Origin of the sequence: Pseudonocardia sp. MH-G8, assembly GCF_002262885.1 — a bacterium.
GTDB lineage: Bacteria > Actinomycetota > Actinomycetes > Mycobacteriales > Pseudonocardiaceae > Pseudonocardia.
Map to the genome: position 1 here is coordinate 198,488 of NZ_NKYF01000010.1, position 20,199 is coordinate 218,686.

Below are 20,199 nucleotides of genomic sequence, written 5' to 3' on the forward strand. Positions count from 1 at the left end.
CGGAGGCGCCGGGGTCGGCAGGGGGTGTGCGGGTCCGCTCACCGAGCCGGCACCTGCAGGGACCGGGACGGTCGGATGACCTCCGGGTGGGCGATCGGGTAGAGGTGCGTGAGGTGAGGACATCGATGCCTCCGGAGGGGAGCCCGGGGAACGCGTGGCCGGGCGACGGATGACGTAGCGGCAGGCTGGTGCAGCGGCTCAACCGGTGCCGAGTGGCCGTTGCCCGCCGTGCGGGATGGCGGGGAGTCGTGACCCGAGCGGCACCGGGATCGCGGGTCATCCGTTACCTCCTCCCACCGCCGTGCGACCGAGGTATCGGATCAGAACAGGGGGAACGGGCAGAGGTGCGGCAGGAGGGTCACCAGGCCCGCCGCTGCGACGGGACCGACCAGCGACACGATCGCCGAGGCCCCGAGCGCAACGTGGACCGGGGCGGTCAGACGTGGACCGGGCGGGGTCAGGAGCCGCTCCACCCGATCAACGAGCCCGACGCTGCTGGCGGCGAGCGCGGCATCCGGCATCGGCTCGACGCCCGACAGGGTCAGCAGTGCCGAGACCAGGGTGGAGCCCGGATGACGGCGTACGGCCACGTCGTCTGCTCGCATCTCGATGAGCCGTCCGATCGCCGCCGCGGCGGCCGGGAACACCCGCAGGTGGGGAAGCACAGTTGCGACCGCACGGCTCGTGGCGATCAACAGGTGGTGTCTGCCGGACAGGTGCGCCCGCTCGTGCGCGAGCACGGCGGCGAGCTGGGCGTCGTCGAGCGCTTCCAACGCTCCTCGGGTGATGACGATCGTCGGGGGACGTCCCGCGATGCAGTAGACGGCGCGTTCGGCGGTGTCCAGGACCACTGAACCCCCGGGCCCGGGCCTGCGGTCGGCCACCAGTCGTGCAGTGCGGCAGTGCTGGTGCGTGCTCTTCCTAGCCCGACCCAGTGCCATCGCGAGGCGACCGATCAGCATCGCGACCGCCGCGACGGACAGTGTGGCCAGCACGAGGAGCGCCATCTGCAGCACCGGGCCGTGGCTGCCCACCGCCATGCGTCCGATCGTGTCGAAGCAGTCGATCAGCACGTCGTGCATGTCGCGGTCGGTGAGCAGGACCGAGCGACCGATGAGGGCGGCAGCCAGCACCCAGGCGAGGAGCACACCGCTGGTCGCGCCGGCCCAAGCGGTGATGGCCAGTCGGGGAGCGGTCCCCCCGCGGGTGATCCGGTCGAGCACCGGGGGCGCGAGGACGGCGACGGCCAGGCTGTAGAGCACCAGCAGGATCGCGAGGGTCACGGTTCCCCCCGAGCGTCCGCGCTGCGCTGCAGCACCGCCTGGAGTCGCTGCCGCTCGTCCTCCGAGAGCTGACCGACGAAGTGGGTGAGGACAGCTTCGTGGTCGGTCTCGGTGCCGAGCGCCTGCTGCATCAGCTCCGCCCGGTACGCCGCTCGGCTGGTCAGCGTCCGGTACCGGTAGGCGCGGCCGTCTCGCTCGCGATCGAGGAAGCCCTTCCGGAACAAGTTGTCCATCGTGCTCATGACGGTCGTGTATGCGATGTGTCGCTCCTGCTGGAGCTGCTCGAACACGTCGCGCACGGTTGCGCTGCCGTCGACCGCCCACAGCCGGTCCATGATGACCGCTTCGAGCTCGCCCAGTCGTCGCACCGCGCCTCCGTCTCCTGTGGCCGCCCAGGGTAGAGCCTCGGGCTCGCCGACGTTGTAGCTCGGGCGCGGCAGCAAAGGCGAAGTACGCCTCAATCCAGTACTGTGCAGATGCGTAGATCGTGCTGAGCGCAACCGCTCTCCTGCGGGTGCCGGACGGGCGCCCATTGGGAGAGCAATTCCGGACCGGGGCCGTTGCAGCGAGAATCCCCCGCTCGCCGCAGCGGCCCCACCCAGCACGGCGGCGGTCGGTGACGCGGTCCTCTTGTCCACCTTCCTGGCCGGACTCACGGGAGGGGTACGCCCTCGCGACCGCGCGAGGAGTAGGCCGCGACCAGTTCGCTCTCGCAGCCGGGATCGTCGCGGTGGACGAGCCGTCATCTCCGCATCTGTCTCCGCTCGGACCCGGCCGACGCCTCCTCGTCGGCGTCGTCGGATGTGGGCGCGTGACGTTGCACCGGAATCCGGACCCCGGTTCCCCGTTGCCGGGGAAGGCGCTCGTCCAGTGGAAGGGCTCCCGCGGCGAGTGCTGCTGCAGTCGCCGCGACCTTCCGCGCTTGTTCCGGGTTGAGGCCCCACGACAGGGCGAGTTGCTCGATGCTGCCAGGACTGCGGTCATCGGTGCCGGACATGCTTGATCCTCACGATGTGCTGCTTCGATTCGAGTGCGGAGTCGCGCGCCGGGTGCTCGAGCCTCGGTGAGGTGTAGGTGCAGATCGAGGCTCGGCAGCCGTCTCGCTATGTGCGCAGCACGCAGAGGATGTGTGGGAGGGGAGCGCGGAGTTGCGGGGAGTCGGGCCGGAAGAGCGTGGAGAACGTGTCGGTGTCGGAGTTCGGCCCGCTTCCCAGTCCGGACGGCTTCGCAACAGCGGTGAGAACCGGGACGTACTGCGCCGCCGACGAGCGTTCGTGCTCGCAGGAGTGTTCACCACCGCCCTCGCCCTCGCCCTCGCCCTCGCCCTCCACGGACGGAGCGCCCCGGCCATCAGAGGCACTGACCGGCGCGGAGGATGACGTGTGTGCTTCATGCCCGGAGCCGCTCGGCAGGCTCGCACCGAGCGAGCACAGTGCCGAGAGGAGGAGGACGACGGTGAGGACCTGGCCGGTACGAGGAGCGAACGACCGGATCAGCCCAGCGAGGGTCGACGGCGGTCGCATCAGGTCTCGTCCTTCCGGAAGGCGTGCTGCGACCGTCGCGTCCTGGCCGCCCCCGGATCGCCCGAAGGCGAGCACCCTCGGTCCTCCGACACCTCAGCGAGGTGTCGGAGGCGGGAAGGGACGAGCCGCATGAAAGCGACAGTACCGGCGATCGGCTGAAGCGCCGCTGAGCTGGCGATCAGCAGGACGCCGGGTCGGCGCCGCTGGGGCGGCTGTCGAACGAGATGTGGACATGACCCATGTGGTTGCCCGTTGCGGAGCCTCGGTCCTCCATGGGCTCCCAGCCATCGCCGTAGTTGATTCGTTGCCGCCAGATGACGTACTTGACCGAGAGGGCTCGCATGTTGTCCAGCGCGCAGTCGGCGAGCGCGTCCCCTGTTGCACGATCGGCCTTGAAATCCATGGCCAGACCGCGGGGATGGTCGGATGCGGTGGCACGTTGGGCGACACCGCCGACTGTGGCGATGTCGAACTCGCAGCGCAGGAGCCCCCCGGCCTGCGCGACCCACGGTTTGACCGCACCGAAGCCGGTTCTGTCGGCCTCGCACCGGGCTCGTTCCGCAGCGGCCTCCCGGGCACGTGCCTCACGCTCGGCTCGAGCGTGCTCGAAGCCCACCGCTTTGACCAGCGCAGCAGGATCGAACGGCTCCGGGTCAGGGGTGACCGGTTCGACACTCGCGCGCAACCCCGAGATCCCGGGTGGCAGGTCCTCGGATGCTGAGCTCGCGGCCAGCAGGCTCTCGTGCATGGTGGGAACCGTGTCGCCCTGCACGACGGTGAGAGTACCGACGGTGGCGACGGTGGTGGCCACCGCCGCGTGGCCCAGCAGGAGGATGTGGGGGGAGTGCTGCCGTGCCACGTCCTGCCTCTCGGTGAGGGCCGCCGCAATGGAGATCCGCGCTAGAGGTCGGGGAACGCGTTCACGGCGCCGAGTCTCGACGATGCTCCCGGACTGTAAGGGCAGAAGGTCGCCACTCGTAGCCGCCGCGGGTCCGCCTGAGGCCGATGTGCTGATCAGGGCGACGAGCGGGAGCCGGCCGGGGCGGCGGTGCCGGCCGGAACAAGGGCGCGACGCTGTACGACCTCAGCGGCTCCGTTGCCGGCTCGTGCCCGACAGGTGTGGGGGATGGGGGTTGAAAAGCAGTGGTCCCGGCAGTCGCGTGCGCCGGGCGGTCTCTGTGCCCCCGGCGGGACGAGCGGTGCCGACCTCCCGCGCGCTTCGCCTCGGGCTCGGCGGGTAGCAGCCCCCGGCGCCGCAACGACCGGAGTGCGACGGCGCAGATCAGGCCGAGGACGAGGAGCGCGAGCCACGGAACGGCGGGAAGGCCGCGGGTCCTCGCGAGATCCATCGCCCAGCCCGTGCCCAGATTGCCGAGCATGATCCCCACGCCGCACACCGTGTTGTAGAGCCCGTAGTGCGTGGCAACCAACCGGCCACCGGACAGCGAGACGATGGTGTCCATCTCGAAGGGGAAGACGATCGCGGTGCCGAGCGCGAGCACCGCCGAGGCCGTGATCAGCGCGACCAGCCCGACCACGACGGCAGCGCCGCCGGTCGGCTCGACGGGGATGAGCTCGGCGACCAGCAACGGGACGAAGGCCGCGCCCATTGTGGCGAGGCCGATGCCCATGGACCGGCCAGGTCCGAGACGTTGACGGCACCAGGCCGTCACCCGCAGCTGACCGAGAATCGTCACCAGGCCGGAGACGGCGAACACCGCTGCGACGGCCCCGCTCGCCCCGAGCTCCGAGCGCATGACCAGGTTCGCCTGCAAGGGCAGGGCCAGGTACACCTGGAAGGAGAGCACGTAAGAGCCGATCATCGCCACGGCGAAGAGCACGAACGACCGGTTGCTCGCCACGGAGCGCCAGGTCGACAGCATCGACTCCCTGGCGGTGTCCGCGGCGCCGGATCGTTGCGGCAGGGCTCGGACCTGCAACACGGTCAGCAGTGCGAACACCGCCGCAGCGACGGCGCAGGTGAGGGAGAACGCGACTCCGGTGAGGGCGAGCCCTATCAGGGGGCCGAGCAGGATGCCGGCCTGGTAGAACACGCTGAACAGGGCGAACGCCTCCACACGGCGCTCTCCGGCGTCCTGCGCGAGATAGGCCCGCACGGCCGGGTTGAACAGGGCGCCGGCGAACCCGGTCGCCGCGGAGGCCGCGATCAGCGCAGGGACGGAGTCGACGACCCCGAGCAGTCCGAACCCGACCGTGCGCAGGGCACAGCCCGCGACGATGAGTGGCTTGTACCCGAAGCGGTCCGCGAGGCTGCCGCCCAGCAGGAACATCCCCTGCTGGGCGAAGTTGCGCACGCCCAGGACGAGCCCTACGAGCCAGGTCGCCAGGCCCAGCTCACCGGACAGGTGGGCAGCGAGGTAGGGCACGAGCATGTAGAACCCGATGTTGATGGTGAGCTGGTTGAGCAGCAGCAGCTGCACCGGCCGCGGGAACGACCGGTACTGGGCGAACGCCCGCATCAGCCGAACCCCGGCTTGGCGCGGGGATCAAGCACGCTGGCACATCGCGTCCAGCGCTCCACGTTGCGGTGCGCCGGGTGCACCAGGAGGTCGGGTTCGCGCGCCGGTCGCACCCCCAGCAGGCCGTGCGTCCGGCAGTAGTCGTCGTTGTAGACGGTGTCGAAGTAGCGCTGGGGTCCGTCCGGGAAGATCGCCACGATCCGGGTTCCGGGCGGGAGCGTCCTGGCCGCCCAGCCCGCCACGAGGCCGACTGCGCCGACACTCCATCCGCCGCTCGTGTAGCTGCTGGCTGCCAGGGCCCGGCACGCCCAGACAGCCTCCGCGGGGGCCACCCAGTGCACCTCGTCGAAGGCGTCGTAGTCCACGTTCCGGGGGTAGATGCTCGAGCCGAGACCGCGCATGAGCCGAGGGCGGGCCTGCTGCCCGAAGATGGTCGAGCCGGTGGCGTCGACGCCCACGAGCCGCATCTCGGACTGGTGCCGGCGGACCTCCGCTGCGATGCCGGCGGAGTGCCCCCCGGTTCCGACCGAACAGACTAGGACGTCGATCCGGCCCACCTGGGACAGGAGCTCTCGGGCCAGGGGGCCGTACGCCGCCACGTTGTCCGGGTTGTTGTACTGGTCGGGGCAGTAGGCATCGGGGTCCCGGGCCAGCAGGTCGCGCACGTGCTCGCGGCGCGCCTCCTGCCAGCCGCCCTGCGGCGAGGGGCGGTCGACGACGTCGACCTGTGCGCCGTAGGCGCGCAACATCCGCACCATCATGGGTTCCATACCCGGGTCGCTGACCAGGGTCACCGGGTGCTCGTAGGCGATGCCGGCCAGTGCCAGGCCGAGGCCCAGGGTGCCGCTGGTCGACTCCACGATGCGGGCCCCCGGTCGGAGGTCGCCGCGCTCACGGGCGCATCGGATCATGTGGAGGGCGGGACGATCCTTGATGCCCCCCGGGTTGGCGCCCTCGAGCTTCGCCCAGTACCCGGTACCGCGCGGGGTGAACGGCTCGTCGATGAACATGACAGGGGTGTCTCCGACGGCGGCGCACAGTCGGGTGGTGACGTCGACGGCCGGGCGGCGTGGTTCCAGGGTTGTTTCCACTGTGTGTCGTCCTCATCGGGATCGCGCGCGCCAGATCGGCGCGCAAGGAGGGGAGCGGTCGCTGGCGCGGAAGGGGGGCGTTTTCCCCGGCGTTCCGCGGCGGCTCCTCACGTCCTTGCGATCTCCAGCAGGAGCAACAGACTGTGACCGTGTGGCTGCCGGGGATGAGCACGGACAGCGACGGGCAGGTACGAGCGCGCCGGCTCCACCTCGGGAACGGGCGGCACCCGGTGTGCGACGTCCACATCGCCGCGCGGCGCTTCCGTGCCCCGGGCCGTCGTGGTGATGTTCTCGACGGCCGTTGTGCAGGATCCATCCTCTCCGCCGGCCGCAGCAGGACCAACGGTGGAGGTAGTGCCCGACCCCGTCTGCGTGGCACCTGGCAGGTGCACGCACGGTGCGGAGAAGATGAGCAGGAAGAGGGCGGTGAGGACGAGGAGCGCAGCAGTGGGCGTCAGGTGCCGTGCACCAGCATCCGCTCGTCTGCCGCTCACAGTGACGACAAAGTAACAGTGAGCAATCAGTGAGCACTGCCCGCCCGTGTGCACGAATGGACGAATCTCCTGCGACGATCGCTGGCGGCGGTCAGCGCGGCGACGCCGAGCGCACCGCCGATCTGCTGGCTCGCGTTGAAAAGCGGCGCACCGCTCTCAGCCGGTCGGCGCGGTGATCACCCTCCACGTGCGGCCGCCGTCATCCGACGTGAGCACGCCCTCGGCCGTGGCTGCGGCATAGCGGCCGGGGGCGAGGGCGGTGAATGCCTGCGGTGCGCCGGGGAGGGCGCCGGTCTGGCTCCATGCCGGATCCCTGAACTCCCAGACGCCGCCGTCCCCGTCGACGCCGGCCAGGACCGGATCCGCCTCGGCGCCGTCCTCCTCGGTGTGGTCGACGACCGCGAGCAGGCGTGGTGGCTGCTCGCTCGCGGCCGTAAACGTCAACCCGCCGTCGGTGCTCTCCTGCAGCCCGTCCGGTGTCGTCGCGAGCACTCGCAGGGGGTCGTCCGGATCCGCCTCGAGGTATGCCATCCCGAGCTCGGCGCCGCGTCGCCAGTTCTCACCGTGATCGTCACTGCGCATGACGAGCCCGTCGGTGGAGTTCAACCCGCAGATCGTCGCCCCCGTGACGGTGAGGGAGTGGAAGTCCGCCTCGCCGGCTAGGGAGACGCTCGCCCACGTCTGCGCGCGGTCGGTGCTCCGGATGAGCCCCAGGTGCGTGGGCCCGGGTTCGCGGACGTCGGGGTGGCCGCTGGCGAGGAACAGATCCGGGCCGGCAACGACGAAGCCCATCGTGTCCTGGTAGCGGTCGGCGATCCGATGCGGGCCCTCGGGGCCCAGCCGGAAGACGCCGTTGTGGCCGGCGACGTAGATCAGCCCGTCCGCCGGGTTCAGATCGATGCCGTGGACGTGGCCGAACCCGGGGTCGGAACCGGCCTCCTGGCGGGGGGTACCGGTGCCGGGCGAGGGACCGGGAGCAGCGCAACCTGCGACAGCGGCTGCTGCGGCGAGGGGCAAGAGGATGCGGACGGATGCGCACAGCGACTCCTCAGCGGCGGAGACGGCCGGGGAAGCACGAAGCGCTCCCCCGGCCGGAAGGTGAACGGACTGCCTCAGCTCGTCTGCAGCATCTGCCGCATCTGGGCGATCTCCGCGTTCTGGGCTTCGATGATCTGCGCTGCGAGTTCCTTGGCCTGGGGGTTCACGCCCTCCGCCAGCTCACGCTCGGAATCGCGGACGGCCCCCTCGTGGTGGGTGATCATCATTTCCAGGAACATCCTGTCGAACGCAGCGCCGGTGGCGCCTTGCAGCTGTTCCATCTGCTCCGGCGTCATCATGCCGTCCATACCGGACATACCTGGGTCCGTCATCCCGGGCATGCCCGAGTGGTCCATGCCGGCCATGCCGCCGTCATCGGGGACCTCGGCGCCCCAGGCCTCAAGGAAGCCGGTCATCGTGGCGATCTCCGGGTCCTGAGCCCCCTGGATCTGCTCGGCGAGGGCCTTCACATCGGGGTTCTCCGTGCGCTCGACGGCCATCTCGGCCATCTCCACGGCCTGGCGGTGGTGCGGAATCATCATCTGGGCGAAGCGGATGTCCGCCTCGTTGTGCTCCGTGCTGACCCCCTGCGACGCCGAAGCGCTCGGGGACGCCTCGCCGGGCGTGCTCGGAGGGGCGCTTGCCGGCGTCGATGCACCGGCACAGGCGGACAGGGTCAGGGACAGCGCGAGTGCGCCGCCGACCAGGCAGGTGCGCGCGGACATGCGGATCTTGGACATGGAAGAACTCCTCTGCGGAAGGTGACTGTGCGGGACGAGCAGCCCGGTCAGCGCCGGGTTGCTGTCTCTACAGCCGGAACACGCAGAGGGACAGGAAGATCGGGTGTGGTGGTGCACGGGTCCGCTGCCGCCCGTTCGCAGCGATCCGGAGGAGAGTCGGTGGCGTGCCGTCGATCCTGCCGAACAGCGCGCGGAGTGCGATGCCGGCGAGCGCGCTGAGCAGCACGAACACACACGCCGTCATCATCGCGTGGCTGTCGGTGTCGTGCGGATCCGACACCGAGGCGACGGCGGTGGGCGTCGAGCGGTCGGTCCCCGCCATGTGCTCCATCGTGGCGGCCTCGGTCGTCGGCCCCGCCGTGGTGATCGGAGTGTGGTGCGCGCCGAGCGGGTCGGTCGCCGCCAGCCCGTGCATGGCCAGGAAGCCGACGGCGGCGAGGAGGAGCAGGACGAGCCGGGCCACGCCAACGGCACGGCCTCGCGTCACGACTGCCTGCGGGTCCACTGGCTTCCATCATGCCGGAGACGCGGGCGTGCACCGCTCTCGGGGGAAGAGCGGCGCAGTGGCCGGGAAGCAGGGGACGTCGCCGGCCCGGTGCAGGGCCGGCGACGCCTTCGCACAAGGATCAACTCGGGATCGCCGCCACCTCACGCCGGCGCTGGTCCTCGGTGGCGACCGCGCTGGGCTGCTCGTCGGCCCGCGAGGCGAACCGGCGTAGCCGCAGGCTGTTGGCCACCACGAACGCCGAGCTGAACGCCATCGCCGCACCGGCGATCATCGGGTTCAGCAGGCCGGAGGCGGCCAACGGCAGGGCAGCCACGTTGTAGGCGAACGCCCAGAACAGGTTGCCCTTGATCGTGGCGAGCGTGCGACGGGAGAGCCGGATCGCGTCAGCCGCGGCCCGCAGGTCGCCGCGGACGAGGGTGATGTCGCTGGCCTCGATGGCGACGTCGGTGCCGGTGCCCATGGCCAGGCCCAGGTCGGCCTGAGCGAGGGCGGCGGCGTCGTTCACCCCGTCGCCGACCATGGCGACGATCTTCCCCTGAGCCTGCAGGCGCTTGACGACATCGACCTTGTCGGCCGGAAGCACCTCGGCGACGACCTCGTCGATCCCCACCTCGGCGGCGACCGCGTGCGCCACCGCCGTGTTGTCCCCGGTGAGCAGCACCGGGGTGAGGCCGAGCCCGCGGAGTTGGGCGACGGCCTGTGCCGAGGTCTGCTTGATGGTGTCCGACACGACCAGTACGGCGCGGGCAGTGCCGTCCCAGGCGACGGCGATCGCCGTGCGGCCCTCGGCCTCGGCCGCTGCCTTCGCGGCGGCGAGAGCGGGCGTCAGCGGCTGACTCCACTGCTCCAGCAGCGCCGCCCGCCCGACGAGCACCGCGTGCCCGTCGACCACGCCCTGCACCCCGAGCCCTTCGACGTTGGTGAACTCCTCGACGTCGGGGAGGGTGCCGAGGCGGTCCTGCGCTCCACGCGCGACCGCGGCGGCGATCGGGTGTTCAGAGGCGTTCTCCAGCGCCCCGGCCAACCGCAGGACCTCGGCCTCGTCGGCGCCGTCCGTCGTGTCGACGTGCACCCCGACCAGGCTCATCTGCCCGCTGGTGACTGTTCCGGTCTTGTCGAGGACCACGGTGTCGACGCGGCGGGTGGACTCGAGCACCTCCGGCCCCTTGATCAGGATCCCCAGCTGCGCGCCACGCCCGGTACCGACGAGCAGCGCGGTGGGCGTCGCCAGCCCCAGCGCGCAGGGGCAAGCGATGATCAACACCGCCACCGCGGCGGTGAAGGCGGCCGCGGCACCGCTGCCGGTGCCGAGCCAGAACCCGAGCGTTCCGGCGGCCAGGGCGATGACGATCGGCACGAACACGCCGGAGATGCGGTCGGCGAGCCGCTGCACAGCGGCCTTGCCGTTCTGGGCGTCCTCGACGAGCTTGGCCATCTGCGCGAGCTGCGTGTCGGAACCGACGCGGGTGGCCCGCACGACCAGCCGGCCACCCGCGTTGACCGTCGCGCCGACGACGGAGTCGCCGGGTGCGACCTCCACGGGGACGGACTCGCCGGTGAGCATCGAGGCGTCGACTGCTGAGGACCCGTCTTCGATCACGCCGTCGGTGGCGATCTTCTCACCCGGCCGGACCACGAACCGGTCGCCGACAGCGAGCTGGTCGATGGAGATCCGGACCTCGGTGTCCGTTCCGGCCGGGCCGTCACGCAGGACGGCGACCTCCTTCGCCCCGAGCTCGAGCAGTGCGCGGAGGGCTGCGCCTGCCCGCCGCTTGGAGCGGGCCTCGAAGTAGCGCCCGGCCAGGATGAACGTTGTGACAGCGGCCGCGACCTCCAGGTAGATGTTCCCCGCGCCGTCGCTCGGGGCGATGGTGAGCTCGAACGGGTGGGTCATCCCGGGCACGCCTGCGGTTCCGAGCAGCAGGGCGTAGAGCGACCAGGCGAACGCGGCGAGCACACCCATCGAGATCAGCGTGTCCATGGTCGCGGCACCGTGGCGCAGGTTCGCCCATGCTGCGCGGTGGAACGGCCACGCCGCCCAGACGACGACCGGCCCGGCGAAGGCGAGGGAGATCCACTGCCAGTAGGTGAACTGGAGTGCGGGGACCATCGCCATCGCGATCACAGGGACCGACAGGACGATGCTCGTGATCAGGCGGTTGCGCAGCGCGATCGTCGGGTCGCTCTCCTCGGACTGCTCCTCGTTATCGTGTGCGGCCCGGGGCCGCGGCAGCGCAGCCGTGTAGCCGGCCGCCTCGACCTGCTCCACGAGGGTGGCGGGGTCCACGCCTTCCGGCGCGCTGATTCGCGCCTTCTCGGTGGCGTAGTTGACGGTGGCGGTGACGCCGTCGAGCTTGTTGAGCTTGCGTTCGATCCGGTTGGCGCAGGACGCGCACGTCATGCCGCCGATGGCCAGTTCGATGTCGGTGACAGCAGCACCGGATGGGGCCGTCGTGGTGGTGCTCATGATCCGAGTCCTCTCCTGCTCAGTGGCCGTCGGCGTGTTCGGCTGGGGCGCCCGGATCCGCGGCGGGAGCCGACCCGCTCGTGGCGGCCGTGAACTCCGCCGTGCGGACGACGCCGCTGTGCTGGAAGTCCAGGAACAACCGGTAGCTGCCCCCGCTGGGCACCTCGGCGACGAATCGGATCTCCGGTCCGGCCGGGGTGCGGCCGTCGCCCGGCGTTCCCTCGGGGTGCACGTGCAGGTAGGCCAGGTCGCCCTCGCGAAGCGCAACGAGGTGTCCGTAGGCAGCGAGGTAGGGCTGCAGGTCGGTGACCGGCTGGCCGTCCTTGCGCACGGTCAGGGTGAGTGGGGAGGCCTGCCCGGCGACCAGGTCGCCGCTGAGCTGCACCTCGTAGCCGTCCACGAACGCAGTGCGCGTGGGCTGGTGGGTGACAGGCTCGAACGCGCCCGGAGCAGCCACGTCGACGCCTAGCGTCGTTCCCTCGCCACCGGTCGGCGTGAAGTCGGCGAATGCCCGGTAGGAGCCGGCCGCGGGCAGGACGAGGGGGACCGCCCACGTGCCGTCGGCAGCCATCTCGGGGTGGACGTGCTGGAAGCCGGTGGTGTCGCGGCGCACGACGATCAGGTGCATCCGCTTGTCGTGCTCGACGTCGAACGCCGTGACCGGCGTGCCGTCCGGCCCGATGATGCGGAAGGTGAAGCCCTCGGAGGTTCCCGGGGCCAGCGTCGGATCGGTGGGCGTGAGGGTGTAGCTGCCCCTGCTCGACGCCAGCCCGGCGGGCTGGTCGGCGGCCTCCGCGACGGTGCCGCTGTGGGTGTCCCCGTGCCCGGCGTCCCCATCACCCGAGGGTGCTGCGCCCGACATTGCACCGTGTGCGCCGGAATCGGCGGTGGCGGTGTAGAGGGGACCGACAGCGGTGCCTGTGGCGTACGCACCCGTGACTACCAGGGCGAGCGCCGCACCGTAGGCGGAGAGCTTCGCTGCGGTGTTCATGTCCCGTTCTCTCTGTGTGTTCTCTTCAGGTGGCAGCCCTGCGGCTGGCCTCCGGCGTCAACCGGCGAGCTGGTAACCGGCTTCCTCGACGGCGGCGCGGATGCGCGCCTCGGCGACGGGCAGGGTGCTGGTGACGGTGACGGCCCCGGTGGGCAGATCCACCGCGACAGCGTTGACGCCGTCGATCTCGCTGATCTCCTCGGTGACCGAAGCGACGCAGTGCTCGCAGGTCATGCCGGTGACGGTGTAGGTGCTCTCGCTCATCTCTCGGCTCCTTCTCGGCAGGGCAGTCAGCTCTTGACGAGCCGCGCGATCGCGGCGCTCGCCTCGGCGACCTTCTCGTCGGCCAACGTGCCGCCCTGTGCGGCCGCCTGCGTGACGCAGTGCTTGAGGTGCTCGTCCAGCAGACCGAGGGCGACGGCCTCGAGGGCCTTGGTCGCCGCGGAGACCTGGGTGAGCACGTCGATGCAGTACTTGTCGTCCTCGATCATCTTGGCGATGCCGCGGACCTGGCCCTCGATGCGACGCATCCGCTTGAGGTACGCGTCCTTGTCCTGGGCGTAGCCGTTCATCTCTCCTCCTCCGTACTCGGCCAATATACCATAGGGGGGTACCCTAGGGAGGGGTGGAGGTGGGGCCGTCACCGGTAGGCGCTCGTCAAGCGTCGGGGGCCGCCGACGACCCGATCACAGAGTGCGATCGCGCAGGATCCGGCACAGCAGGTCCAAGTCCGCGTCGGCGTTGTAGTAGTGGACCGAGGCCCTCACCAGCTCCTCGAGTCCCCGAGCCTCCATGTCGAGACGGGTGGAGGGGGCGCGAGTGACGCTGACGTTGACGCCGTGCCCAGCCAGCAGCTCCTTCACCTGGAGCGGTGGCACGTCCACGGTCGAGAAGGTGACGATGCCGCACCGTTCCCGACCGATGTCGTGAACGCGAACCCCTGGCAACTCCGACAGCCGCTCGCGCAGGTCCTCGCCGAGCTGGTAGACGCGGTCGCGGATCGCCGGCAGCCCCCAACCCGTGGCGTAGTCCAGGGCGGCGCCGAGTCCGAGTCCGGCGGCGATGTTGCTCTCCCAGGTCTCGAACCGACGCGCGTCCGGCCGCACCTCATAGCGGTCGCGGGCGACCCACGTCGCCGAGTGCAGATCGAGCATCGGTGGTGAAAGGTCGTCGAGGACCTCACGACGCACGTACAGAAGTCCTGTCCCCCGGGGTCCCCGCAGGTATTTGCGTCCGGTGATGGAGAGCAGGTCGCAGCCGATCGCCTCGACGTCCAGCGGGAGCTGGCCGGCGGACTGGCATGCGTCGAGCAGGTACAGCACACCCGCTTCGCGTGCCACCTGGCCGACCTCGGCAGCGGGGTTGACCAGGCCGCCATTGGTCGGGATGTGGGTCAGGGAGATCAGCCGGACCCGGTCGTCGATGAGCTCCCGCAGGGCGGGCACGGACAGCTGTCCCGACTCGTCATTGGGCACGACCTCGACACTCAGGTCGTAGCGTTGCGCCAGCTGCAGGTAGGCGATGAAGTTGCTGGCGTACTCGGCGGAACTCGTGAGGATCCGATCGCCGGGCCGGAAGGGAATGGCGTAGAACGCCGACATCCACGCCCGCGTCGCGCTGTCGACGAGGGCGATCTCGCTCGGGTCGCAGCCGAGCATGCGGGCAGCAGAGTCGTACACGGATTCGATGGCCGCCGCTTCGCGGGCTGCCGCTTCGTAGCCACCGATCCGAGCCTCCAGGCGCAGGTGGGAGATGACGCGGTCGAGCACGGGGGCCGGCACGAGCGCCGCGCCGGCGTTGTTGAGGTGCACGACCTCTGAGCAGCCGGGGGTCTCGCGGCGAGCACGTGCGGCATCGATGGCATCGATACGCTCGGGTGCACTGGTGCTCATGCGCCCTCCGAGTGGTGGACGACGTCGGTGTGCGCCGCAGCCACCGGTGGAGGTGGCTGGTGTTCGACGAGCCGGAGGAACGAACGTGCGCGCACGTTCGTCGGCCGGGTGAAGAAGACTTCGGGCGAGGACTGCTCGACGATGACCCCGCCGTCCATGAAGACGACGCGGTCCGCCACGTCACGCGCGAACTGCGTCTCGTGGGTCACGATCACCATCGTCATGCCATCGGCGGCCAGCTCGCGGATCACGGCGAGCACCTCGTCGTGCAGCTCGGGGTCGAGTGCCGAGGTGGGCTCGTCGAACAGGACGACTTCTGGCTCCATGGCGAGCGCGCGGGCGATCGCGACCCGCTGCTTCTGCCCGCCGGACAGGCGGGCGGGGTGCTCGTCGCGCTTCGCGGCCAACCCGACGCGGTCGAGCAGGCGTTCCCCGAGCGGGACGGCCTGGGTGCGGGGCAGGCCACGCGCGTGACAGGCGCCCTCGATGACGTTGTCCAGCGCGGTCAGGTGCGGAAACAGGTTGAACTGCTGGAAGACCATCCCGGTGCGCTGGCGCGCGAGCTGCACCTGCTGGCGGTGCTTGCGACCCCGAACGCGTCGGCCGCACTGCACCACGCAGCCGCAGATGCTCACCCTGCCCTCGTCGGGTTCCTCGAGGAGGTTCATGCAGCGCAGGAGAGTCGTCTTGCCCGAGCCGGACGAGCCCATGATGACGACGACCTCGCCGCGCTGGACGGTCAGGTCCACGCCGGCCAGCACCTCTGTTCGACCAAACCTCTTGCGGATCCCCTCGACCTGCACCGGCGTGCTGTTCATGTTGCGTACGCCCTTCCCATTCGGCGTTCCAGCACACCCTGTCCGATCGAGAGCAGGGTGTTGATCAGCCAGTAGACGGCCCCGACGAGGAAGAACGCCTCCATGTAGCGGAAGGTCGAACTTCCGATGCTCTCGGCGACCCGGGTCAGCTCGACGACGGTGACGACCGACGCCAGCGACGTGTCCTTCATCAGTGCGATGAACCGGCTCCCGACGGCAGGTGTGGCCACTCTGATCGCCTGCGGGAACACGATGCGGCGGAACGTTCGCCAGTAGGGCATCCCCATCGAGTTGGCCGCTTCCCACTGCCCGATGTCGACGCCGAGGATCCCGCCCCGGAAGTTCTCGCTGAGATAGGCCGCCGCGAACAGTGTGAGCGCGAGGATGGCAGAGGGGATCGGTTCGAGCTGGATGCCGATCTGCGGCAGGCCGAAGTAGATGATGAGGATCTGGATCAGCAGTGGGGTTCCGCGGAAGATCGAGACGTAGCTGATCGCCACTGCGCGTAGGAACCGCACATCGGAGATTCGGGCGAGCGCGATCAGTGCGCCGAGCGCGGAGCCCAGCACGAAGGACACGACGCCGAGCGACAGGGTGATCGCCAGCCCTTGCAGCAGTTGGGGGAAGGAGTTGGTGAGCAAGTCCACGACGGTCTCCGTTCGCCTTCCGACTCAGCGGTTCTGGTCCACCGGTAGCTTCGCGAGCTCGGCCGCCATGTCCAGGCCGCCGAGCCAGCGCTCCGAGAGCCTGGTGAGGGTGCCGTCGTCGATCATCGACGCCAGTGCGTCGTCGACGGCCTGCTTGAACCGTGGCGAGTCCTTATGGAACGTCATGGCGTTGACCTCGCGCTCCAGCAGTTCACCCGCAGGCTCCACGGGCAGGTCGTTCTGCTGGGCGAGGAAGGTGCCCTGGAAGCGGGACACCAGCATGGCGTCCACGCCGCCACGAGCCAGGTCTGTCAGTGCGAGGGTGGCGTTCTGGTAGGTCCGCACGTCGGCGTCGTCGATCTGCTCGCGGGCCATCTTCTCCTGCGTCGTGCCGGCAGAGACGCCCACGCTCCGTCCGGCGAGGTCGGCGAGAGTGGCGATCGAGCTCTCGCCGGCCTTGACGAAGATCGAGACCCCGTTCACCTGGTAAGGCCGCGAGAAATCGACCTGCTCGCGGCGTTCATCGGTGATCGTTTGGCCGGAGATGACCACGTCGAAGCGATCCGCGCGGACGCCCTCGATGAAGCTCTGGAAGTTCGAAGGGATGAACTCCACCTCGGCCACACCGAGTCGGCGTGCCAACTCGTGTGTGACGTCGACGTCGTAACCCACAGGTCGAGAGGCCTCGTCGAGGAAGTTCCACGGTGGGTTGGCCTGTGTGTTGGCCACCCGGAGCGTGCCCGACTCCCGCACGCGATCGAGCAGGTCGCCGGAGCTTTGTGTGCCGATAGAGCAGGCAGTGGTGGCGCCCACCAGTGCGATGAGGCCGGAGAGTAGGGGTAGGAGTCGTCGGATCGAGCGGGACCGTTGGAACTTGGCCATGCCGCCTCCTCAGGCGCACACGCCCGGGTGCCGGTGCTGCGATGGATCACAGTCGCCGTGATCCGACGGAGCTGACTGCTGGTGACCCTGCGTGTGAATCGGCTGGAGCGTCCCCCGAACAGTGCGCCGACCCTATGCCGGGGTAGGGTATGTGTCAAACGTCTCGTGACGTCGCGGTGTCCGACTGAGGACGCCGAGCGCTCGATCGGGTGGCCCGTTGTTCACGCAGGTGTCGTGCCCCTTGGCCTGTCTCATCGCTCAGATGTCACTGGATGAGGCGCCGACTGGGCCCAGAGGGTTCGGTCCTGTTGCCTGTTGGAGAACGTGGCCGGCGTGGCGAAGGTGCGCGCGGCATCGTACGAGGTTCTGCTTCTTTGCTCGCCGTGGGGTGTCGCCACTCGGCCATGGCCGAGTGGCGACACCGGTCACGCCGGAACGACCGTGTATCCGGCCTCCTCGACGGCCTCCTCGACGGCGGATGCCGGGACGGGCTCGTCGCTGATGATCGTGAGTCGGCCGGCCTTGGCGTCGACCGAGATGTCGGTGACGCCGGGGATCTTGGTGACCTCGGAGCTCACCGAACCTGCGCAGTGGTCGCACGTCATGCCTTGGACGGTGTAAGTGCTGCTGGTCATCCTGTGCGTTCCTCTCATCGGGGTGGATCGCCCATCGTGGGCTCGGCAGAACATACCCCCTAGCCCTATATGGTACAACGAGTACCCCTGGGTGGTATGAGGATGATGGGTGGGTTGCATGGTCGAGCGGCAGCGTGTGGTCGTCGTTGGAGGTGGCGCGGCAGGTAGCGCTGCGGCAGCGGCGCTGGGGCAGTTCCTCGCCCAGCTGGAGGTCGTCGTGGTGGGTGCGGAGGAACGGCTGCCGTACAACCGCACGACGGTGAACAAGGGCTTGCTCACCGGGGCGGCGATTGATCAGGATGTCGTGCTGCCTGGTCTGCGCGACCTCGGTGTCACCTGGAAGCTCGGTCGGCGAGCTCGCTCTGCCGACGCGGCAACCCGCATCGTCGAGCTCGCGAATGGACCTCGCATGACGGCGGATGCGGTCGTCCTGGCGACGGGCGCAGACCCCTGCCCGCTCCCCGCTGCGATCGAACCCGCCGCTGCCTCGAGGGTCCTCGGGATGCGCACCGCGTCGGATTCCCTGCGCCTGCGTGAAGCTCTTCGACACGGCTCCGGCCACATCCTGATCGCCGGCGCCGGTCTGCTCGGCGCTGAGACCGCCGGTTCCCTGCGGGCCTTGGGCGTGGAGGTGACGCTCGTGGATCTCGCGGACCGTCCGCTCTCCGCTCATCTGGGAGCAGCTGTCGCGAGTTGGGCGCACGCCAAGCACCTGCGGGCAGGGGTCGATCTGCGCACCCGGACCGCAGTCGTCGCCGTGGAGAGGGTGGGTGGCGGGGTGAACGTGACGCTGGACGACGGCAGCAGGGTGCGGGCGGATGCCGTCGTGGCGAGCCTCGGCGTCAGGCCGGCCGTCGGCTGGCTGCGCGACAGCGGCATCTCCTTGTCGGACGGCGTGTCGGTCGACTCCGGCATGCGGGTGCTCGATCACCGGGGGTTCTACGCCGCAGGCGACCTCGCTGCCGTTCCCGGGCCGGGTGGTACTCCTCTCCGTACGGAGCATTGGGGAGCCGCGCTCGCGCAGGGGCGCACCGCCGCCGCCAGTGTGCTCGCGGATCTCGGCCTCGCCGAGGCTGCCGACGATGCTGTGTCCGTCGGACCGCCGGGATACAGCACGTATGTTCACGGAACGAAGCTGACGATGGTCGGCTCGGCGCACGACGCGATCGACGAGGCCGTCGTCCACGGCGCGGTGGGGGAGGGACGGTTCACGGTCGCCTTGTTGGACCGCGAGGGGCGCATCAGCGCCGCCGTCGGGGTCGGCGGAGCCCGGATCGCCAACCGGCTGCGAGGGCTGATCGCGCGACGCGGCGAGATCGGCGAGGTCGACCACGTGCTGGGGGAAGCGGCATGAGCTGGGCGAAGATCAGCGTCACGGCGGAGCGGCGGATCGGTCCGTGGCGGATCGTGCTCAACGTCCTGGTCGACCTCGCCCGGTGCTGCGGGCGCGGCCGACCGCGCTGAGGAGGGTCCGGGCGTCACGGCGCGTGTTCAGCCGCCGGGGCGCCGGGGAGTCCCGGGGCCGGTGCGCCAGCTGGAGCGCATGCCTCGTCAGGACTTGACCAAGCGTGCGATCGCTGCGCTCGCCTCGGCGATCTTCTGGTCGGCGATCTGGCCTCCGTCAGCGGCGGCTTGCGCAACGCAGTGCTTGAGGTGCTCGTCGAGCAGGCCGAGCGCGACGGCCTCGAGGGCCTTGGTGGCGGCCGAGACCTGGGTGAGCACGTCGATGCAGTACTTGTCGTCCTCGATCATCTTGGCGATGCCGCGGACCTGGCCTTCGACGCGCCGCAGGCGCTTGAGGTAGGCGTCCTTGTCCTGCGTGTAACCGTGCATCCGTACCTCCTCAGCGGAGTCCCATACTATGCGGCCCCGCGGTGACGGCGTCGCATGGCGTGGTCCTCCCCCCAAGGGTGCAGGCACCGGCAGCGGACGAGCACAGGGTCGCCTTCGGGATCCGAGCCCGCAACGGACTACCGGCGAGGCGCCGCTGCCGCCGACCGTCCGGCTGCGGCTCGCCCTCGCGGTCCGATGCGCTGCGGGCGCTCGCGTTCGTCGCGCACCATCGCCTGGGTTCCGAGCGAGAAGACGATCAGGGCGAAGACGCGACCGGCTCCAGGCCGGCGACCAGGTTGAACGCACCCGTGAGCTGGTTGAGCGCGACCAGGCCGATGACGTCGGCGAGGACACGGTCGCTCCAGCCGTGCCGACGGAGCTCGTCGACGTCGGCGTCGCTGATCGTGTCAGGTTCGGTGAGTATCCGCACGGCATAGTGGATCAGGGCAGCGTCCCGGGCGTCGGTGGCCGTGCCCTCGCGGGCCAGTGAGATGTCGGTCTCGGTGAGTCCGACGGAGCGGCCGGCAGCGGTGTGCGCCTCGAGGCAGAGCGCGCACCCCAGCCACTCCTGCACGGCCAGGGAGATCTTCTCACTGAGAGGACGGGGGATGGCGGCCCGCTTCACGGCCCGGGACAGCTCGAGGTAGCCCTGCAGCAGAGCGGGGGAGTGAGCCATGGTGCGCACCATCGGGCCGGCGTCGCCGTGCCGATCGATGATCTCGGCGAGGAGGGTGCGCGACGTGGAAGGCGCGTTGTCAGGGCCAAGGGCGGTGAGGCGTGGCATCGGAACTCCTTGAGGGTGGGGGGTGCCCGCCGCGTCGGCGGCTCGGAAGGAGATCCGTAGCCGCCGACGCGCCGGGCGCGTTCATTCCGCCGG

21 protein-coding genes are annotated in these 20,199 nt (G+C 70.1%); 1 reads left to right on the plus strand and 20 read right to left on the minus strand.

Annotated elements, in window-relative coordinates; genetic code table 11:
* Positions 1 to 320: 320 nt before the first annotated feature.
* The 18 genes from CFP66_RS23540 to CFP66_RS23625 form a co-directional block, all read right to left on the minus strand.
* Complete coding sequence (locus CFP66_RS23540; RefSeq protein WP_094927292.1) at positions 321 to 1,283, minus strand: M56 family metallopeptidase; 963 nt, start codon at positions 1,281 to 1,283, stop codon at positions 321 to 323.
* A complete protein-coding gene (locus CFP66_RS23545) occupies positions 1,280 to 1,651 on the minus strand; it encodes a BlaI/MecI/CopY family transcriptional regulator (protein ID WP_233159650.1) in 372 nt (123 codons plus the stop codon). The genes CFP66_RS23540 and CFP66_RS23545 overlap by 4 nt, the downstream gene beginning before the upstream one ends.
* 735 nt (positions 1,652 to 2,386) lie before the next feature.
* Positions 2,387 to 2,614 (minus strand): hypothetical protein, encoded by a 228-nt coding sequence (locus tag CFP66_RS47345; protein ID WP_143517357.1) that lies wholly within the window; start codon positions 2,612 to 2,614, stop codon positions 2,387 to 2,389.
* A 370-nt stretch (positions 2,615 to 2,984) separates the two neighbouring features.
* Positions 2,985 to 3,617, minus strand: coding sequence for a hypothetical protein (locus CFP66_RS48610; RefSeq protein ID WP_198961622.1), 633 nt, complete (start codon positions 3,615 to 3,617; stop codon positions 2,985 to 2,987).
* 109 nt (positions 3,618 to 3,726) lie between these two features.
* Entirely contained in the window at positions 3,727 to 5,286 is a 1,560-nt protein-coding gene (locus CFP66_RS23560; RefSeq protein ID WP_094927295.1) for an MFS transporter, read from the minus strand.
* Positions 5,286 to 6,377, minus strand: coding sequence for a PLP-dependent cysteine synthase family protein (locus CFP66_RS23565; protein WP_304528773.1), 1,092 nt, complete (start codon positions 6,375 to 6,377; stop codon positions 5,286 to 5,288). The genes CFP66_RS23560 and CFP66_RS23565 overlap by 1 nt, the downstream gene beginning before the upstream one ends.
* A gap of 650 nt (positions 6,378 to 7,027) precedes the next feature.
* Positions 7,028 to 7,888, minus strand: coding sequence for a F510_1955 family glycosylhydrolase (locus CFP66_RS23570; RefSeq protein WP_094927296.1), 861 nt, complete (start codon positions 7,886 to 7,888; stop codon positions 7,028 to 7,030).
* Positions 7,889 to 7,983: 95 nt separating this feature from the next.
* On the minus strand, positions 7,984 to 8,649 hold the full coding sequence (locus tag CFP66_RS23575) for a DUF305 domain-containing protein (RefSeq protein ID WP_094927297.1): 666 nt from the start codon (positions 8,647 to 8,649) through the stop codon (positions 7,984 to 7,986).
* Positions 8,650 to 8,716: 67 nt separating this feature from the next.
* Positions 8,717 to 9,154 (minus strand): DUF6153 family protein, encoded by a 438-nt coding sequence (locus CFP66_RS23580; protein ID WP_143517358.1) that lies wholly within the window; start codon positions 9,152 to 9,154, stop codon positions 8,717 to 8,719.
* A gap of 121 nt (positions 9,155 to 9,275) precedes the next feature.
* Positions 9,276 to 11,624 (minus strand): cation-translocating P-type ATPase, encoded by a 2,349-nt coding sequence (locus CFP66_RS23585; RefSeq protein ID WP_094927299.1) that lies wholly within the window; start codon positions 11,622 to 11,624, stop codon positions 9,276 to 9,278.
* A 19-nt stretch (positions 11,625 to 11,643) separates the two neighbouring features.
* The gene (locus CFP66_RS23590) at positions 11,644 to 12,615 is read right to left on the minus strand and encodes a hypothetical protein (RefSeq protein ID WP_094927300.1); all 972 of its coding nucleotides are present in this window, start codon (positions 12,613 to 12,615) and stop codon (positions 11,644 to 11,646) included.
* Positions 12,616 to 12,672: 57 nt separating this feature from the next.
* On the minus strand, positions 12,673 to 12,879 hold the full coding sequence (locus CFP66_RS23595) for a heavy-metal-associated domain-containing protein (protein WP_094927301.1): 207 nt from the start codon (positions 12,877 to 12,879) through the stop codon (positions 12,673 to 12,675).
* 26 nt (positions 12,880 to 12,905) lie between these two features.
* The gene (locus CFP66_RS23600) at positions 12,906 to 13,187 is read right to left on the minus strand and encodes a metal-sensitive transcriptional regulator (RefSeq protein WP_094927302.1); all 282 of its coding nucleotides are present in this window, start codon (positions 13,185 to 13,187) and stop codon (positions 12,906 to 12,908) included.
* Positions 13,188 to 13,301: 114 nt separating this feature from the next.
* Positions 13,302 to 14,507 (minus strand): aminotransferase class V-fold PLP-dependent enzyme, encoded by a 1,206-nt coding sequence (locus CFP66_RS23605; protein ID WP_094927303.1) that lies wholly within the window; start codon positions 14,505 to 14,507, stop codon positions 13,302 to 13,304.
* On the minus strand, positions 14,504 to 15,325 hold the full coding sequence (locus CFP66_RS23610; protein ID WP_094927304.1) for an amino acid ABC transporter ATP-binding protein: 822 nt from the start codon (positions 15,323 to 15,325) through the stop codon (positions 14,504 to 14,506). Before CFP66_RS23610 ends, CFP66_RS23605 begins: the two co-directional genes overlap by 4 nt.
* Positions 15,322 to 15,972, minus strand: a complete 651-nt coding sequence (locus tag CFP66_RS23615) for an amino acid ABC transporter permease (protein WP_094927305.1) — start codon at positions 15,970 to 15,972, stop codon at positions 15,322 to 15,324. The genes CFP66_RS23610 and CFP66_RS23615 overlap by 4 nt, the downstream gene beginning before the upstream one ends.
* A gap of 24 nt (positions 15,973 to 15,996) precedes the next feature.
* Complete coding sequence (locus CFP66_RS23620; protein WP_094927306.1) at positions 15,997 to 16,854, minus strand: transporter substrate-binding domain-containing protein; 858 nt, start codon at positions 16,852 to 16,854, stop codon at positions 15,997 to 15,999.
* A gap of 425 nt (positions 16,855 to 17,279) precedes the next feature.
* Complete coding sequence (locus CFP66_RS23625; protein ID WP_094927307.1) at positions 17,280 to 17,489, minus strand: heavy-metal-associated domain-containing protein; 210 nt, start codon at positions 17,487 to 17,489, stop codon at positions 17,280 to 17,282.
* Between the two features lie 118 nt (positions 17,490 to 17,607).
* Between CFP66_RS23625 and CFP66_RS23630 the strand changes: the two genes are divergently transcribed.
* Positions 17,608 to 18,843, plus strand: a complete 1,236-nt coding sequence (locus CFP66_RS23630) for an NAD(P)/FAD-dependent oxidoreductase (RefSeq protein ID WP_094927308.1) — start codon at positions 17,608 to 17,610, stop codon at positions 18,841 to 18,843.
* A gap of 197 nt (positions 18,844 to 19,040) precedes the next feature.
* Here CFP66_RS23630 and CFP66_RS23635 read toward each other — a convergent pair whose 3' ends face one another.
* Together CFP66_RS23635 and CFP66_RS23640 are read right to left on the minus strand one after the other, a co-directional pair.
* Entirely contained in the window at positions 19,041 to 19,322 is a 282-nt protein-coding gene (locus CFP66_RS23635; RefSeq protein WP_094927309.1) for a metal-sensitive transcriptional regulator, read from the minus strand.
* A gap of 256 nt (positions 19,323 to 19,578) precedes the next feature.
* Complete coding sequence (locus tag CFP66_RS23640; protein WP_094927310.1) at positions 19,579 to 20,106, minus strand: carboxymuconolactone decarboxylase family protein; 528 nt, start codon at positions 20,104 to 20,106, stop codon at positions 19,579 to 19,581.
* Between the last annotated feature and the right edge of the window lie 93 nt (positions 20,107 to 20,199).

Bases quoted from the DNA above. Each gene is read 5' to 3' on its own strand.
- CFP66_RS23560 (WP_094927295.1), bottom strand. From the start codon at position 5,286: ATGCGGGCGTTCGCCCAGTACCGGTCGTTCCCGCGGCCGGTGCAGCTG.
- CFP66_RS23575 (WP_094927297.1), bottom strand. From the start codon at position 8,649: ATGTCCAAGATCCGCATGTCCGCGCGCACCTGCCTGGTCGGCGGCGCA.
- CFP66_RS23585 (WP_094927299.1), bottom strand. From the start codon at position 11,624: ATGAGCACCACCACGACGGCCCCATCCGGTGCTGCTGTCACCGACATC.
- CFP66_RS23590 (WP_094927300.1), bottom strand. From the start codon at position 12,615: ATGAACACCGCAGCGAAGCTCTCCGCCTACGGTGCGGCGCTCGCCCTG.
- CFP66_RS23595 (WP_094927301.1), bottom strand. From the start codon at position 12,879: ATGAGCGAGAGCACCTACACCGTCACCGGCATGACCTGCGAGCACTGC.
- CFP66_RS23600 (WP_094927302.1), bottom strand. From the start codon at position 13,187: ATGAACGGCTACGCCCAGGACAAGGACGCGTACCTCAAGCGGATGCGT.
- CFP66_RS23605 (WP_094927303.1), bottom strand. From the start codon at position 14,507: ATGAGCACCAGTGCACCCGAGCGTATCGATGCCATCGATGCCGCACGT.
- CFP66_RS23610 (WP_094927304.1), bottom strand. From the start codon at position 15,325: ATGAACAGCACGCCGGTGCAGGTCGAGGGGATCCGCAAGAGGTTTGGT.
- CFP66_RS23620 (WP_094927306.1), bottom strand. From the start codon at position 16,854: ATGGCCAAGTTCCAACGGTCCCGCTCGATCCGACGACTCCTACCCCTA.
- CFP66_RS23625 (WP_094927307.1), bottom strand. From the start codon at position 17,489: ATGACCAGCAGCACTTACACCGTCCAAGGCATGACGTGCGACCACTGC.
- CFP66_RS23630 (WP_094927308.1), top strand. From the start codon at position 17,608: ATGGTCGAGCGGCAGCGTGTGGTCGTCGTTGGAGGTGGCGCGGCAGGT.
- CFP66_RS23635 (WP_094927309.1), bottom strand. From the start codon at position 19,322: ATGCACGGTTACACGCAGGACAAGGACGCCTACCTCAAGCGCCTGCGG.
- CFP66_RS23640 (WP_094927310.1), bottom strand. From the start codon at position 20,106: ATGCCACGCCTCACCGCCCTTGGCCCTGACAACGCGCCTTCCACGTCG.